This window comes from Desulfosporosinus acididurans (assembly GCF_001029285.1).
GTDB classification, from domain to species: Bacteria; Bacillota; Desulfitobacteriia; order Desulfitobacteriales; family Desulfitobacteriaceae; genus Desulfosporosinus; species Desulfosporosinus acididurans.
This window is the reverse complement of the sequence record NZ_LDZY01000003.1, coordinates 49,123-64,783: the sequence shown is the minus strand read 5'-3', so window position 1 is coordinate 64,783 and position 15,661 is coordinate 49,123. Positions and strand designations below refer to the sequence as shown.

At 44.0% G+C, this 15,661-nt stretch carries 14 protein-coding genes; 11 read left to right on the top strand and 3 right to left on the bottom strand.

The window, feature by feature from the left end; all coding sequences use genetic code 11:
• Positions 1 to 11 precede the first annotated feature (11 nt).
• Both DEAC_RS04195 and nuoE read right to left on the bottom strand, forming a co-directional pair.
• Complete coding sequence (locus DEAC_RS04195; protein ID WP_047808795.1) at positions 12 to 1,895, bottom strand: NADH-quinone oxidoreductase subunit NuoF; 1,884 nt, start codon at positions 1,893 to 1,895, stop codon at positions 12 to 14.
• Complete coding sequence (nuoE, locus tag DEAC_RS04190) at positions 1,892 to 2,401, bottom strand: NADH-quinone oxidoreductase subunit NuoE (protein ID WP_047808794.1); 510 nt, start codon at positions 2,399 to 2,401, stop codon at positions 1,892 to 1,894. Before nuoE ends, DEAC_RS04195 begins: the two co-directional genes overlap by 4 nt.
• 334 nt (positions 2,402 to 2,735) lie before the next feature.
• Between nuoE and DEAC_RS04185 the strand changes: the two genes are divergently transcribed.
• The 9 genes from DEAC_RS04185 to clpP all read left to right on the top strand — a co-directional run bounded on the left by DEAC_RS04185 (position 2,736) and on the right by clpP (position 12,558).
• Positions 2,736 to 3,194: a MarR family winged helix-turn-helix transcriptional regulator gene (locus tag DEAC_RS04185; protein ID WP_047808793.1), complete on the top strand. Its 459-nt coding sequence runs from the start codon at positions 2,736 to 2,738 to the stop codon at positions 3,192 to 3,194.
• A gap of 93 nt (positions 3,195 to 3,287) precedes the next feature.
• Positions 3,288 to 4,475, top strand: coding sequence for an MFS transporter (locus tag DEAC_RS04180; RefSeq protein ID WP_047808792.1), 1,188 nt, complete (start codon positions 3,288 to 3,290; stop codon positions 4,473 to 4,475).
• A 159-nt stretch (positions 4,476 to 4,634) separates the two neighbouring features.
• Complete coding sequence (locus tag DEAC_RS04175; protein ID WP_242847070.1) at positions 4,635 to 5,849, top strand: DUF445 domain-containing protein; 1,215 nt, start codon at positions 4,635 to 4,637, stop codon at positions 5,847 to 5,849.
• Complete coding sequence (locus DEAC_RS04170; RefSeq protein WP_047808790.1) at positions 5,846 to 7,153, top strand: DUF445 domain-containing protein; 1,308 nt, start codon at positions 5,846 to 5,848, stop codon at positions 7,151 to 7,153. Before DEAC_RS04175 ends, DEAC_RS04170 begins: the two co-directional genes overlap by 4 nt.
• Before the next feature lie 790 nt (positions 7,154 to 7,943).
• Positions 7,944 to 9,173 (top strand): ammonium transporter, encoded by a 1,230-nt coding sequence (locus tag DEAC_RS04165; RefSeq protein ID WP_047808789.1) that lies wholly within the window; start codon positions 7,944 to 7,946, stop codon positions 9,171 to 9,173.
• A 49-nt stretch (positions 9,174 to 9,222) separates the two neighbouring features.
• A complete protein-coding gene (locus DEAC_RS04160; protein ID WP_047808788.1) occupies positions 9,223 to 9,561 on the top strand; it encodes a P-II family nitrogen regulator in 339 nt (112 codons plus the stop codon).
• 233 nt (positions 9,562 to 9,794) lie between these two features.
• On the top strand, positions 9,795 to 11,651 hold the full coding sequence (locus DEAC_RS22050; RefSeq protein WP_242847069.1) for a PAS domain S-box protein: 1,857 nt from the start codon (positions 9,795 to 9,797) through the stop codon (positions 11,649 to 11,651).
• Positions 11,632 to 11,850 carry an ATP-binding protein gene (locus DEAC_RS24115; RefSeq protein WP_345788149.1) on the top strand — a complete coding sequence of 73 codons (219 nt, stop codon included), beginning with the start codon at positions 11,632 to 11,634 and terminating at the stop codon, positions 11,848 to 11,850. The genes DEAC_RS22050 and DEAC_RS24115 overlap by 20 nt, the downstream gene beginning before the upstream one ends.
• 84 nt (positions 11,851 to 11,934) lie before the next feature.
• Positions 11,935 to 12,558: an ATP-dependent Clp endopeptidase proteolytic subunit ClpP gene (gene clpP, locus DEAC_RS04145; protein WP_047808787.1), complete on the top strand. Its 624-nt coding sequence runs from the start codon at positions 11,935 to 11,937 to the stop codon at positions 12,556 to 12,558.
• Between the two features lie 188 nt (positions 12,559 to 12,746).
• Here clpP and DEAC_RS04140 read toward each other — a convergent pair whose 3' ends face one another.
• The gene (locus DEAC_RS04140) at positions 12,747 to 13,151 is read right to left on the bottom strand and encodes a putative ABC transporter permease (RefSeq protein ID WP_047809047.1); all 405 of its coding nucleotides are present in this window, start codon (positions 13,149 to 13,151) and stop codon (positions 12,747 to 12,749) included.
• A gap of 208 nt (positions 13,152 to 13,359) precedes the next feature.
• Between DEAC_RS04140 and galU the strand changes: the two genes are divergently transcribed.
• Positions 13,360 to 14,247, top strand: a complete 888-nt coding sequence (galU, locus tag DEAC_RS04135) for a UTP--glucose-1-phosphate uridylyltransferase GalU (protein WP_083995893.1) — start codon at positions 13,360 to 13,362, stop codon at positions 14,245 to 14,247.
• Between the two features lie 195 nt (positions 14,248 to 14,442).
• Positions 14,443 to 15,249 carry a hypothetical protein gene (locus DEAC_RS04130; RefSeq protein ID WP_047808785.1) on the top strand — a complete coding sequence of 269 codons (807 nt, stop codon included), beginning with the start codon at positions 14,443 to 14,445 and terminating at the stop codon, positions 15,247 to 15,249.
• The last annotated feature ends 412 nt before the right edge of the window (positions 15,250 to 15,661 follow it).

Below are 15,661 nucleotides of genomic sequence, written 5' to 3'. Positions count from 1 at the left end.
TTCTGGGGTCCTTAATGGCGAATAATAGCGTCAAAGCGGCATTTTTCCAAACATGCTCCGCATTTTAGGCAGCGTTCTTGATCAATGATGTGTGGTTCTTTGGGCGAGCCTGTAATACAGCCTGCCGGACAATTTTTGGCACAAAGAGTACAGCCTTTGCATTTATCGGTAATATCGTATCGAAGTAAGCTCTTACAAACCCCCGCCGGGCACGTTTTGTCAACGATATGAGCAAGGTATTCATCCCGAAAATACTCAATAGTGGATAAGATGGGGTTAGGAGCGCTTTGGCCCAGGCCGCAAAGCGAAGAATCTTTAATGGTCTTGCCTAATTTCTCAAGCTGATCCAAATCATCAAGGGTTCCTTTGCCTTCGGTGATCTTCGTAAGAATTTCGTGGAGACGTTTCGTTCCCACACGACAGGCCGTACAGCGGCCGCAAGATTCGTCGACGGTAAATTCTAAATAGAACTTGGCAATATTGACCATGCAATCGCTTTCATCCATAACAATCAGCCCGCCCGATCCCATCATGGAACCAATGGCGATTAAGGATTCATAATCAATCGGAGTGTCCAAGAATTTTGTGGGGATACATCCTCCTGAGGGGCCGCCTGTTTGCGCGGCTTTGAAGGTCTTGTGGTGCTTAATTCCTCCGCCGATGTCAAAAATAATTTGCCGCAGTGTCGTTCCCATAGGAACTTCTACCAGTCCTACATTGTTGACCTTTCCTGCCAGAGCAAAGACCTTGGTTCCTTTGCTTTTTTCTGTACCAATCCCTGCGAACCAATCCCCTCCTTTTAAAATAATTGGGGGAATATTGGCCAGGGTTTCGACATTATTGACGCAAGTTGGTTTCCCCCAAAGTCCTTGTTGAGCGGGAAAGGGCGGTTTAACCGAAGGTTCGCCGCGGGTTCCTTCGATAGAATGGATTAGTGCTGTTTCCTCTCCGCAGACAAAGGCTCCTGCTCCGTATTTAATTTCAATGTCAAAACAAAAATCGCTGCTTAAAATGTTTTTGCCGAGCAATCCATACTGCTTGGCTTGTTTAATGGCGATTTCTAAGCGATGAATAGCCAGAGGATATTCAGCTCGGATATAGATAAAGCCGTGAGAGGCACCAATGGTATGTCCGGCTATCAACATAGCCTCTAAGACGCTGTGAGGATCTCCCTCCAAAATTGAGCGGTCCATGAAAGCTCCCGGATCACCTTCGTCAGCATTGCAAATAATATAACGATTATTTGCCTCATTGTTGTGAGTCAACTCCCACTTTACACCGGTGGGAAATCCTCCGCCGCCGCGGCCGCGCAGACCGCTTTGCTTTATAACATCAATGACTGATTCCGGCGTCATGGCAAATAAGACCTTGGCTAAGGCTTGATAACCGTCGACAGCAATATATTCCAGGATATCCTCAGGTGAAATCAAGCTGCAGTTGCGCAAGGCAATACGCATTTGGCTGTGATAAAAAGGAAGGTCTGAAGCGATGCGTTCTTCGGTATTTGGATCTTGATAGAGAAGGCGTTCAAGGGGTTTTCCCTGAATGAAATGTTCTTCAACAAGTTCAGGCACATCTTTGGGAGAAACCTCTAGGTAAAGGACGTTATCGGGGTGAACTTCAAGAATGGGGCCCTTTTCGCAGAAGCCAAAACAGCCCGTTTGCAGAACATTAATTTGTTCTGCAAGGCCGCGTCGCTGAAGTTCTGCCTTAAGTGCCTCGACAATCTGAGGGCTATTCGAGGCGTGACAGCCTGTTCCGCCGCAGACCATAACCTGTCTCGGCTTTCCTTGAGCCTCAGAGACAGAAATTGGTTGGGCAGATCGTCGATTCTGAAGGAGAACCTGGTGTTGAGCTTTTAGGTTATTAAGGTCGTCTCTGGTTTTTAGTTTCATGTTGATGTTCCTTCCTTCAACGCAGGTTCTCGGTATTCATCTAAGATCTGTTTGATATCTTCCGGATGGATAAGGCGGCCATAAACTTTACCATCGACCATCATAACAGGGGCAAGGCCGCAGGCCCCGATACAACGTAAGGAATCAAGGGAAAAATGCCCATCCTCTGTCGTTTGGCCGGTTTTAATTCCAAGCTGTTTTTCAATTTCCTGCTGCAATTTCTCAGCACCTCGGACAAAGCAAGCGGTTCCCATACAAACATTAACAACATGTTTTCCCCGAGGTTTCATTGTAAAAAAAGAGTAAAAGCTTACGACTCCGTAAACCTTGGCTGAAGGAATATCAAGTTTCGCAGCGATATGACGCTGGACTTTATCCGGCAAGTAGCCAAAAAGCTGCTGGGCATGATGCAGAATGGCGATCAAATTTTCCTTTTTATAAGGAAGGCCGTCAATGTAGCGGTCAAGCTGTTGATAAGGATTATATGGGGAAGGGTTGTCACACATCGGGAAACCTCCTTTTTTTATTAGTACATAAAGTTAGCATACCCATTGATAAAAAAATTACGTATTAAAAATTTGCAGTAAAGGTGTGTCAAAGGGACGGTCCTTTCAACACTCTTTAATTTGTTAAAGGTGTGTTAAAGGGACGGTCCTATTAACACTCTTTCAAATCGTCAGTGGTGCAAAATAAGTTGAAATAGTTTTTTTACGAAGGCTCTCTGTCTTTTATGCAGTTAAGTGTGTCAAAAGGACCGTCCCCCTGACACATTGACCTGAAGTATTTACGAAGCTTATAATAAGCTTGGATCAATACTCTCTCGGGGTAAGGAGTGAGACTATGGATCAGGATCAGAATTTAAAACTTGTAGAAGAAACGGAGCTTTTGTTCAGAAGAGTCTGGAAAAAATACCAGAATTTCTTGATGTTTGCTTCATGTGAGTTATCCATGCAGCAAATGATGTTCCTTAAATTATTGGAACAGAAAGGCACCTGTACTCCTTCGGATATTGCTCAGCAGTTCGAGATTACTTTGGGTGCCGTAACGAGTTTTGTGGATCGCTTGCATAAGTTGGGCCTGATTATGCGAACTCGCAGTGAGGAAGACCGCAGAGTTGTTCTCATTCAGCTTTCTCCCCAGGGAGAAGATGCACTCTTAACCTTTGAGAGGGAGCGAAAGAAAAAACTTAGTTGTTTAATGCAGAGGCTCGATCCTTTGCATCTCAACAAATTAAATACGGCTTTGGAGCAATTGAATTCCGTTTTGGCTGAATTGGAAGCCAACCCTTTTACTGAATAGGCGTCAATTAGAGAATAGTCCTGTAAGATATTTTAGAAATTGCAGATTTGGGGATAGCTAAGACGATGAAAAGGAAGAAGTAGGAGTTTTTTTATGAGCAAAAAAAATATTGGGCCTATGGCAATATTGTTTATTATTCAATTTTTGGTTATGGTAGGGTTCGGAATCGTTGTGCCGATCCTTCCCTTTTTAGTCAGCAAACTTGGCGGAGGCGCCTTTGCCTTAGGGGTTTTCATGTCCGCATATTCAATTATGCAGTTCTTTTTTGCACCGGTCTGGGGCAAGCTCTCGGATCGAATTGGAAGACGTCCCGTTATCCTCATAGGGCTTCTTGGCTATGGCGTAACCTTTTTAATGTTCGGCATGGTCAACAATCTTTATATATTAATCGTCCTCAGGGCTTTGGCGGGAATCGTTTCCTCAGCAACATTACCTACAGCTATGGCGTACTTAGCAGATATTACCGAAGGAGCTGATCGTGCCAAGGGAATGGGGATGATCGGTGCGGCCATGGGGATGGGAATGATTTTTGGGCCTGCTTTGGGAGGGTTCCTGGGAGAATATAGTTTCTCTCTTCCTTTTTTTGTGGCAGGGGGATTGGCGTTATTACTCCTTCCCTTTACCTGGTTTTTCTTGCCGGAATCGCTTAAGGAAATGAATAAAGGCTCAGGCCGAAAGAGAGCCAGACTTACTCCTCAGGTTCTCAAAGATCCTTTATTTTTCCTCTTCGCCTTTAATTTCACCTTGAATTTTACGATGTCCATGTTTGAGAGTACCTTTGCTTTATTGGCCGCAGCCAAAGTAGGTTTCGGCCCTACGGATATGGGGATAACCTTTGCTATTATGGGAATCTTTGCTGTGATTGTTCAGGGAGGACTTATCGGGAAATTAGTCAAAACGTTTGGGGATGCTAAACTCGTCAATACAGGAGCACTCTTATGTGCTGTCGGCTTGTCATTGATTATTATCTCGGCAGATGATAAAAGTATAGTTTTTCTGATTGCCTCGACGGTTATCTTTATGGTAGGCAATTCCTTAATGGTTCCCACTAGTTCAAGTCTTGTCTCTAAACAAAGCAATCGGGGACAAGGAGCATCTCTTGGTCTCTTTCAATCGTTTGCCAGTCTGGGCAGAATCCTCGGGCCTGTGACAGGGGGAGCTCTTTTTGCCTTGTACATGGGGCTGCCGTATATGACGGGAGCAGCCATTTTAGTGCTTGTTGTAATACTGGCGGGACGTAAAATCAGCATCAAAGTTTCTGAGCCTCTGGTACAAGATTAAAAAATAGAATAAACTAGGAAAGAAGTTAGTGGGGGTGGGCCCTTCGTATGAACGAGTTCACTCTTCAGCCCAAGATTTAAAGAGCTTAATGTAGGTGGTTTTATGGTTAAGAAAATAAATAATACCCAAAGCGCTAACCTCACCCTAGGGGGAATTACCTTGGGGTTTTTGTTGAGTTATCCTTTTCACGCCACAAGCTTTTGGGGCGGACTTATCTCCAGCGGGTGCAGTGCGGGAATGATAGGAGGACTTGCCGATTGGTTCGCAGTGACAGCTTTATTTCGGCGGCCTTTAGGAATTAGGCCTGGCAAACTGCTGCGTACAGAAATTATTCCTAGAAATCGCGAACGGATTTTCAACGCTCTGGCGGATATGGTTCAGGACGAATTACTGACTAAAGATGTCTTGAAACAAAAACTAGGGATGTGGGATTTTTCAGGGGAGTTGCTTAAGGTCTTTCAACAGGATCAGGTCAAGGAATCTGCCAAACAACTGCTTGTTGACTTGACCGAGGAAATTAAGCGCTCTTTGGACACGAACAGTTTATCTCGATCTCTGCAAGGACTACTGCAAGAGAACCTGATCAGCCAAGAGAACCTGACTAGGCTGGAGCTCTCGGAAACCTTAATTGCCGTTCTTGAATTTTCTCTTGAGCATGGTCAAATTGATCATTTGTTGCAGGCTTTATGTAAGGCTATGAAAGAACTGCTGCTCCAACCCACGGTGAATAGAGCATTGACAAACATGATAGAGGCAGCCTTAATACGATATGGAGCTAATAACCCGACGCGTAAACTCGTTGGCAAGTTTTTGCCCTCACCAGAAGTTCTTGCCCAGGGTATTATAGATAAAGGGAAGACCGCTTTGCAGGACGGAACTGTTGAGCGCTGGCTGAAGGAATTGGTTCGGAAGGGCATTATAAACCTGAAGACGAACCCGGAAATGCAGGATAAGGTCAGTCAACTTTGTGCTAAAGCTTTAACCGCCCTTACATACACCGACAGCGATCTGCCTGAAGAGGCTGAGTCGACCAGGGAAACGAGTTCTGATCTAGTACCCAAAGTTATTGAACGCGGCTTGAAGAAGCTGCGGGATGACTGGGATCAAAATCTGGAAGCAATAAAGCATAAGCCGGAGTTAAGGAAAGCCTTCAATCGAGAAGTTCGAAGCTTCCTGGAAAGACAAATTGAAGATCATCATGATGTTATTGGACGAACGGTTCGCGAAGGACTTTATCCCCTAACGAATGATAAGCTGGTCACACTGATCGAAGAGAAGGCGGGCAATGATTTGCAGATGATACGGATTAACGGATCTCTTGTGGGCGGCCTGGTTGGGATGCTGATTTATGTATTGGGGATGGTGTTCCGATGAATTATCATAAGAAAGCCAACATCACACTTGCTCTTGTCTTTATTGGCTTTTTAGGGTCTGTTTTCTTAAAATACACTTACCCACAAAGCGTAGGCTGGCAGCTTCTTAATTTCATCCTTGAAGCAGCCTTGGTGGGTGGGATCGCCGATTGGTTTGCGGTCACGGCCATTTTTAAAAAACCGCTGGGCTGGGGGTATCATACAGAGCTCATTCCGCGTAATCGCGTGAAACTCATCGAAGCTGTGGCAGGGATGGTCCAAACAGAACTCTTGCACATGGACATAATTCGCCGGAAAATCTCTGAAGTCGCCTACCTCGACGCACTTGTTCAGTTTGTGGAAAAGCAGGGAGGGGCAGCCTATTTAACGGACAAAGCCGTTTTTTTCCTGCGGCACACGGCGGAAAAACAGGACCCAGCTGTCCTGGCAGAGAAATTAACCGGGTTTCTCCAGCAGAAAGCACAGACTTGGCCCTTAGCTCCGAAGGTTGAGAAGTTAAGCCGCTGGGCCTTAACTAAAGGCTATCTTGATCAAGGTTTGGATCGCTTCGTGGAACTGCTTTGGGAAAAGGCCTCAGAAGGAGAGACTCGCCAGCTTATTCTTAATTATTTGGAGACCATCAAAGCCGAGAAACTAGGCAATGGCGGGACAATTTTTCGGACCCTCTTAGGTTTTGTAGAAATGTCTGACGGATTAAATATGGAAGAAGCAGCAGATGCCCTGCATATCGAACTACTGCTTACCCTGCGTAAGTTTAATGACCCGGCAGATCCCCTGCGCCAAGCCCTAAGAGAAAGTCTCGTCAACAATCTGGAATCCTTAACAGCAGACACAGATTTCCAAGCACAAGTCGAATCCTGGAAAAACGGCCTATTGCAAGAGAACTTTTTCCAGGAACTCCTCACCAAAATCCTGAGTATTTTCCTGAACACAGCTTCCTCCACCGAACCGGAAGTCCTAAACAACGTAATCGCCCCCTATATCCAACAGGGCTGGAACGACTTTCAGAACAATAAACACCTTCAAGACCAGCTTAATTCCTTTGTCACAGACATCTTGTGTCAGGTTATCCAAAATGAACACCACGAAATTGGCATGATCGTCAGGGAAACCCTCACAAGTTACTCAAACGAAGATTTGAATCAATTTGTCGAAGAAAAAGCCGGAAACGATCTTCAATGGATTCGTATCAATGGCTCAATGATCGGCAGCCTTGTAGGAATGTTCTTGTTTTTCTTCTTAGACTATGTCTATGATCCTTATATTGGACCATTTATTGTGCATGTAGCTCAGCTTATCCATTAAAGGCCCTATATGAAGCTTCAGACTTGGTTTTTCGGAATACAGATTTACAGTCAATTATTCGCAAGGGGCCGTTGCATGATGAATATCTATCCGTTTTTATAAATGGAATTCTGCATATGTGGAGGGTTCAAACCACTATTTATGCGGGATTTTGTTAAATAAAAAGCGTTTATGCATTTTGCATCAGTCCCTTGTTTGGATTGTAAAGGAAAGTGGACGCTGTCTTCGACCTGCTCAAGCTGGTTTTTCAATACTCCCTCCTTTGCCACTCTGATAAATAGACCTTAGAGGAAGGGAGCTTCGCCCACAAGAGGGAACTCATTGCATGGAGAGGCGGCAAGGCCCACAAAGGTTGCGTGGGAAGCGAAGCCGGTGGTTCACATCAGGTATTACCCTGTGGTTCTGGTACGAAAGTGTCCAGTGGACATTTTCGCTCGAAGCGGCTATCTTCAGAGAATATTTATCCGCTGAAGATAGCTCCCACGCTACCGAGTGGGCGAGCCTTGGAATGCTGAGTGAGCGATGTGGGCGAAGCTCCCCGACCCGAGGATTCTCCATATAATGCTCCATCAAAGGAAATTGCTGTCTTGACCCATCAGGTATACAAAATTCATACCCACCAGGGGATTGCCAAACGACCTTTTAACGTGCTAAAATACCAACCATAAGGTGTGCACACCCTGGACCCAATATTAAGAAAACCGAAACAAAGCAATGGCGCTTTGAGTTAACTCTTTAATCGGAGTGAACTCAAAGCGCCATTTTATTTGTTCAACAGGAGGAATAACAAATGGATACTGGAGATACAGCGTTCGTCTTAGTGTCAACAGCGCTTGTCCTTTTAATGACGCCCGGTTTGGCATTCTTTTACGGAGGCATGGTCCGCAAAAAGAACGTCCTTAGTACGATCATGCATAGTTGGATTATTATAGGACTTATATCGTTACAGTGGATTTTAATAGGCTATACCTTAGCTTTTGGACCGGATTTTCATGGTATTATTGGCAGTTTAAATTGGTTAGGTTTAAATGGAGTAGGGGCAGCTCCTAATCCGGATTACGCGGCCACGATTCCCGCCATTGTTTTTATGGCTTTCCAAATGATGTTTGCTGTGATTACTCCAGCCCTCATTAGCGGTTCCTTTGCAGAACGAATGCGCTTCCCGGCCTTTATTATCTTTTCGCTGCTCTGGGCTACTCTAATTTATGATCCGCTTGCCCATTGGGTCTGGGGAGTCGGCGGTTTCCTAAGAACACTCGGAGCATTAGATTTTGCAGGCGGAAACGTGGTTCATATCAGTTCCGGATACTCAGGTTTAATTGTAGCTTTAGTATTGGGAAAACGTAAAGGCCTGGGCAAAGACTCCATGGCGCCTCACCACATCCCCTTTACCGTCTTGGGAGCAGGTCTCTTGTGGTTTGGCTGGTTCGGTTTTAACGCCGGGAGTGCTTTGGGGGCTAACGGCCTCGCCGGTATGGCCTTGGTGAATACCAATACGGCTGCTGCCGCAGCTGCCATCGCCTGGGCTGTAGTTGAACGTTATCATCGCGGAAAATCAACGGTTCTCGGCGCAGCCAGCGGAGCTGTGGCAGGTTTGGTTGCCATCACACCGGGAGCCGGATTTGTAACACCCCTTTCATCAATTCTCATCGGTTTTATCGGCGGAGCTATTTGTTATCTGACTATTAGTGTAATGAAGGCAAAATTCGGATATGATGATGCTTTAGATGCTTTTGGCTGCCATGGAATTGGCGGAACCTGGGGAGCTTTGGCTACTGGTATTTTTGCGACCAAGACGATTAACCCTGCCGGTGCCAATGGACTATTGTACGGAAACCCTTCACAATTGGGAATTCAGGCTCTGAGTGTTTTAGCGACGGTAGCCTTTGCAGTTATTGGTACTTGGATACTTTTAAAAATTGTCGGCCTGTTTACGAAACTGCGGGTAAGTGACGATCAAGAAACGATTGGCTTGGATCTCTCACTTCATGGTGAAGAGGCTTATCCGGACTTCATCTGATTTCAGCATAGTTAATGTTAATATTTTAGAACGAGCAGGGGGGACCTTGATGAAGAAGATAGAGGCTATCATTCGGCCTGGAAAGCTGGACGTTGTTAAAGATGCCTTAAGCAATCATGGGGTTAATGGTTTGACAGTGACGCAGGTTATTGGCTGCGGCAAACAAAAAGGGCATACCCAGGTCTATCGGGGAGTTGAGTATAATATTCATCTTATCCCCAAAGTAAAAATTGAAATTGTAGTTAAAGATCAGGATGTTGATGCGGTGATTCAGACGATTGTGCAGGAGGCAAGGACAGGGGAAATTGGAGATGGGAAGATCTTCGTCACATCTGTGGAGAACGCCTTTACCATCAGAACGGGAAATGTCGGAGAAAACGCTCTATAACCCATATATTTTCTATCGCAAAAAAGCGTTGAGGTTGGGATTTGATGAAATGAAGTCAGATCCCAACCTTTTTGCTTGTCGCTTTGATATACAGGATTAGTTTTTTTGACATTATGAAATTAATTCAACTATAGAATATAAAAATGCAATTAAAGAAAGGATTATTGAAAAATTTAGAGAACTTTTTAATCATGTTTCAATATAAGTGCCTAAGGCAGCAGGAGAATGAATAAGTGCACAAAAATATAGACTTGAGAGCAAAAATTTTACTATCACTTGGCATAATTACTTTACTGTCCTTTGTGATTATCACTTATATCCTATCGATGGAATCGAGTGAAATGGCCAAGGATTCAGCTTATCAATCGGCCGAAGAAAGCGCTGAAGAAAATGGCACCTATGTAAAGGCTAACCTGGATTTTGCTATGGACACGGCGAGAACACTGTCCTATACATTTCAACAAGTGCGGCTTACTCACCATCCTGACCGGGTGGTAATGGGCAGGATTCTTGCTAAAGTCCTGCAAGATAACCCTCAGTTTACTGCAGTCTGGACTCTATGGGAACCGAATGCTCTTGACGGTATGGATGCAGACTATAAGAACAAACCAGGTTATGACGGCACAGGCCGTTTTATACCTTATTATAGTAATCAAAATGGCAAGATTCATTTAGAACCTCTCGTGAATTATGGAACCCCAGGAGCAGGAGATTATTACTTAATTCCCAAAAGAACAAATAAGGAAACAGTAATTGAACCTTGTTGCTATCCGATTATGGGTAAAAACGTCATGATAACCAGGGTGGTTGTGCCCATTATGATCGAAGGAACCTTTGATGGAGTTGTTGGAATTGACATTTCCTCTGAAACCTTTCAGAAGGCGATAACTTCTGCCGGCCCCCTAGAAAGAGGATATATAAGCCTTTTGTCCAATGATGGCCGAGTCGTGGCGAGCAGCAATCCCTCTAAAATAGGCGCGGCCGTCGAAGACAGCAGCGCAAAAGAGGCGATTAAACAAGGAAAACGTTTTAGTACAATGAATAAAGATTCATATGAAATTTATAAACCTATAACGATTGGCAGAACGACAACTCCTTGGTCTATGTCAGTTCATGTTCCTATGGGTTTGATTCTCGAGGAAGCCACTAAGAAACGCAGAGAGATTGTTGTTCATGGGATCATTTGGACCGCAGTTATCAGTTTAATACTCTTTTTTGTTGAGAGCAGGATAACCAATCAACACCTGAAGAAGGAGATCAAGGAGCGGCAAGCGTTTCAGGAGCGTATTTTACGCTTAGCATCCATTGTCGAGTCTACGGATGAAGGAATTATCGGTTTGAGCTTAGAAGGGATTATCCTGGATTGGAACCGAGGGGCAGAAAGAATATACGGCTATACTAAACAGGAGATTATTGGCAAAACAATAAAAGGCTTAATTCCTCAAGACAGAATGCAGGAATTTGGAGATATTATTTGGAACGTTTCTCACGGGATTTCAGTAACCAACAGCGAGACTCAGCGTATAAAGAAAGACGGGCAGCTGATTTATGTCTACCTGACCGTTTCCCCTATTAAGAATCAAAGGGGAGAGATTATAGGCATGTCGACAATCGTTCGTGACATAACAACCCAAAAAATATTGGAAAAAGAAATGACAAGAATGGAACATATGAATTTGATCGGGGAAATGGCTGCGAGCATTGGCCATGAGGTTAGGAATCCCATGACAACGGTTAGAGGATTTTTGCAACTCCTTGAAGCCAATCCAACGTCTGAGCATTATAGAAATTATATTCCCCTTATGATCAGTGAGCTTGATCGAGCCAATTCGATTATCACAGAGTTTTTATCCATCAGCCGAACGAAGGCCACCGAGTTTGCCCGGGGAAACCTCAACGATATTTTAGAATCCATTAGGCCTCTTTTGGAAGTGGATGCAATACGCGAGGACAAATTGGTCGTCTTGGAAAAAGGAGAGGTGCCGGATTTATTATTAAACGACAAAGAGATCCGGCAATTGATTATTAATCTGTCCCGCAATGGTTTGGAAGCCATGAAAGAAGGCGGTCATCTTATCGATCCGCGATGAGGGAACAGGTATTAGTCCTGAAATTATCGACCGCTTAGGTACTCCTTTCTTAACAACAAAAGAACAGGGGACTGGTTTAGGCCTGGCAGTTTGTTATGGCATTGCAGCCCGTCATGATGCCAGTATTGACGTGGTGACAAATTCGCAGGGAACAACATTTTTAGTAAAGTTTAAGCTTAAATCATTTGACCTTAACTGACCTTTGTTATAAAATAAACGTAATCGGCCAGAATATATTAGGTTAAATACTGCTAATTAATATTGTGAATAGGGGGAATTATAAATGGGTTATCTCGTTCCAATGGTTGTGGAGCAAACCAATCGCGGAGAACGCTCCTATGATATCTACTCTCGTCTTCTTAAAGACAGAATCATTTTTCTTGGCGGCGCAATCGACGACGATGTAGCTAATCTTGTTGTGGCGCAAATGCTTTTCCTTGAAGCAGAAGATCCTGAAAAGGATATCAACTTATACATCAACAGTCCGGGCGGTTCAATTACAGCCGGAATGGCTATTTACGACACCATGCAATACATTCGTTCTGACGTACGCACCATCTGCATCGGGATGGCTGCCAGTATGGGAGCTTTCCTGTTAGCTGCCGGAACTAAAGGAAAACGCGCTGTTCTTCCTAATGCAGAAGTGCTAATCCATCAGCCCTTAATCGGCGGACATGGCCTTTCCGGGCAAGCAACGGAAATCGAAATTCATGCCAAACAATTACTGCGTACTAAGGCAAAAATGAACAAAATTTTGGCTGAAAGAACAGGCCAACCATTGGAAAAAGTTGAAAAAGACACGGACCGGGATTATTATATGACTGCTGAAGAAGCAAAAGAGTATGGTATAGTGGATCAAGTAGTCGAGAAGGCCGAATTAAAGAAAGAAACAAAAGAAAATAGTTAATAGATAATCTTAGCGGTTAGGCATAAAAGTTAAAGGTTATAACTAAGTTAAAGGTTATAACTAAGTTAAAGGTTATAACTAAGTTAAAGACTATAACTAGCTGCAATAAAATTAAAGGCTGAAACAAAATCGACGTCCCGATTTGTTCCAGCCTTTTCTGCTATTTGTCCGCAAATTCCAAACGTTAATTAAATTGTAATTTTGTCTAAATAATCATGCAGAAACTCAAAGCCTAAGCCGGCTAAGAACCATTCAGGGGCCATTTTTAAGGTGATAAGTCCGTTAATGTTTAAAGGATCAGAATAGTGCCAGGGGCAGTGCCCAAGAATGATCGCCAGCATTAAACCGCTGGTATACTCAACAAGCCAAATAAGCGTTAAATAAAAGGTACCGCGTATCCACCAAGGGATAGTACGGATTTTGCTGTGCAGAGGCTCGAGAAATACAGCAAGGCCATAGATTGGGAACATAACCAAAAAGGTAAATCCCTGCATACTGTAATCGCCTTTTAGAAGAGAGGCGATCCCCGTATAGATGACCTCAAGAACGAGGCCGACTATTCCGTAGATTAGAAAATGTTTTAATGTTTTCATGGGGTTAGTATGGTTGATCAGAATTGGCCCATACATAGTACTAATAAGTATCTATTGGAAGACGTGGCTTGTGATTCCTTAAATTCCTTATTATACTAAAATAATAGGTATATGGAAGGAACTTCTTGGCTTATTGGCGAATGTGTAAGAGAGTTCTATTATATACATAATGGACAGAAATAAGTGTTATGAAAAAGGAGAGTCAACTATGCGCAAAATTCGCAAAGCCGTAATACCGGCAGCAGGACTGGGTACTCGATTTTTACCGGCAACGAAGGCCCAACCGAAAGAGATGTTGCCTATTGTCGATAAACCAACAATTCAATATATTGTGGAAGAAGCCATTAATTCCGGGATAGAAGATATTATTATCGTAACCGGCCGCAATAAACGGGCTATTGAAGACCACTTTGACCGCTCCATGGAACTGGAGACCTATCTGGAAAAAAATTCCAAAGAAGAACTGCTGGATTTGGTTCAAGATATCGCAAGGTTAGCGGATATCTATTACGTTCGCCAGAAAGAAGCTTTGGGCTTAGGCCATGCAATCTATAGCGCGCGTAAATTTATCGGCCAGGAACCCTTTGCCGTTCTGTTGGGTGACGATATTATTAATTCTGAAGTACCTGCCTTGCGGCAAATGATGAACCAATATGAGCGTTATGGTGCCAGTATGGTCGGGGTTCAGGAAGTATCTTTGGATGATATTTCTAAATACGGAATTGTTGATGGTGAAAAGTTTGCTGAGCGCCTGTACCGGGCTAAGAATCTGGTTGAAAAACCGCAGCCGGAAGACGCCCCTCTGACTCATCTGGCAATTATGGGACGCTATATTTTAAATCCGGAGATATTTGATCTATTAGAAGCCCTGCCACCGGGCAAAGGCGGGGAGATACAGCTTACAGATGGAATTAAGGAACTAGGGCGCTATCAGGAAGTTATGGCTTATGAATTTGACGGACGCCGGCATGATGTGGGTGATAAGTTGGGGTTTGTCGAGGCCACTATTGAATATGCCTTGCGCCGGGAGGATCTTGCCGAAGAACTAATGAGTTATTTGCAAAATCTCGTACGAAATATTGGTAGCAATGAATAGGAATCAACAAATTATTATGATAAATGCTGAGTCATTTTCGCGAAAAAGTATTACTCTAAAGCGTCTGTTGGCAAATCGATACTTCTAGAGACGGAAAATAGGTCGTGTCACACAGCAAAAGTGACAAGCTTCTCTCCCAATAATTGGTAAAATACTCACGTACCAAGAAAAAAGAAATAAGGAGGGAAGAGACCAATGAGGCCAATGGATAAGAAGCGGATAGCGACTGTTGCGGGAACGCTGGTTCTGGCAGGCGCTGTTGTTGCCGCCGGGGTTTATGGACCCAGTGTGTGGAAAGTATTTCGGCAACAAAGCACGGTATCAGACCAAGCAGTTATTCAGAATCCAGTAGTTGACAACACCAATACACCTGGCAACAATGCGGCCGCCAGTGGCACGGGCACAGGCACAGGGACGGGAACCGGACCCGGAACTGGATCTGGATCTGGGACTGGTGCGTCGTTGCCTGACGGTGGGGCAGCACCCGGAAAAGCCACGCCAACCGTAATTGCTCCCAGTACGATTAACACACCTGCTCAAGGTGACACAGGTTCCAAAAATAAATATAAGGAACCGGATACGACCAAAATCGACTTGGCGCCATCGGTTGCAGCTTACTTCGGAGACAACGCCTTAAGCAATGATGCCAAAACGTTAGCCTTTGGCACTGCGTGGAACATCCATCAATATGTGGATGGCTATCTGTATGGACCGGCAGCAGGTCCTCAAATGAACGAACAGGATATCAAAAAGTACATCATCTTCCACAAGACTCTTTGGGACAAGCAGCTTAAAAATGAGCCCAATGCAAGCAAAGCGGCAGCGTTCACGAATTATTTCGACCTTCTGCTAAATACGGGGATCGATGCCTTTGATTCGAAAGATAAGGCTCGAATTGAGCAATTCCATCAGGGGATTCATGACTTAGATAGTCATATCTTTCGCAATGATACAAATTCTAAAATCTATGGGGCAACGCCGTTTGCAACTAAACGGACCTAATTCGAGGTTTGGTTAAGCAGTAATAACAGAAGGGGTATGCAGCTTAGTCGGAGCAATTAAACTGGCAAGGAATGCGCAGAATTATTTCCATGGTGCAAACGGCAATAGGTATCTCGCATAGATTATTTTTTAAAAGACATAAGGGTTAAGCATGTTGAGATGACACATGGAAAACCTGATTTTAAAATAGAATTTCGCTGTCTAAAGGGATGATCTTAGACGAAATTTGACTTGCTATTAAACAACTGAATAAACAACTTGATTCAGTAGACTGTGACCTTGTTTGACAAGGTTGAAAACTAATTAAGTTGTTGCAAGAAAAACCACCCATAGCAATTGAATAAATCGCAAGGCCTGCCCGAATGGACAGGCCTTGCGATTTATCCAAGCGTAAGACTCCCACTTCTTTAAG

Coding starts and splice junctions, on each gene's coding strand:
- DEAC_RS04195 (WP_047808795.1), bottom strand. CDS start 1,895: ATGAAACTAAAAACCAGAGACGACCTTAATAACCTAAAAGCTCAACAC.
- nuoE (WP_047808794.1), bottom strand. CDS start 2,401: ATGTGTGACAACCCTTCCCCATATAATCCTTATCAACAGCTTGACCGC.
- DEAC_RS04185 (WP_047808793.1), top strand. CDS start 2,736: ATGGATCAGGATCAGAATTTAAAACTTGTAGAAGAAACGGAGCTTTTG.
- DEAC_RS04180 (WP_047808792.1), top strand. CDS start 3,288: ATGAGCAAAAAAAATATTGGGCCTATGGCAATATTGTTTATTATTCAA.
- DEAC_RS04170 (WP_047808790.1), top strand. CDS start 5,846: ATGAATTATCATAAGAAAGCCAACATCACACTTGCTCTTGTCTTTATT.
- DEAC_RS04165 (WP_047808789.1), top strand. CDS start 7,944: ATGGATACTGGAGATACAGCGTTCGTCTTAGTGTCAACAGCGCTTGTC.
- DEAC_RS04160 (WP_047808788.1), top strand. CDS start 9,223: ATGAAGAAGATAGAGGCTATCATTCGGCCTGGAAAGCTGGACGTTGTT.
- clpP (WP_047808787.1), top strand. CDS start 11,935: ATGGGTTATCTCGTTCCAATGGTTGTGGAGCAAACCAATCGCGGAGAA.
- DEAC_RS04140 (WP_047809047.1), bottom strand. CDS start 13,151: ATGAAAACATTAAAACATTTTCTAATCTACGGAATAGTCGGCCTCGTT.
- galU (WP_083995893.1), top strand. CDS start 13,360: ATGCGCAAAATTCGCAAAGCCGTAATACCGGCAGCAGGACTGGGTACT.
- DEAC_RS04130 (WP_047808785.1), top strand. CDS start 14,443: ATGAGGCCAATGGATAAGAAGCGGATAGCGACTGTTGCGGGAACGCTG.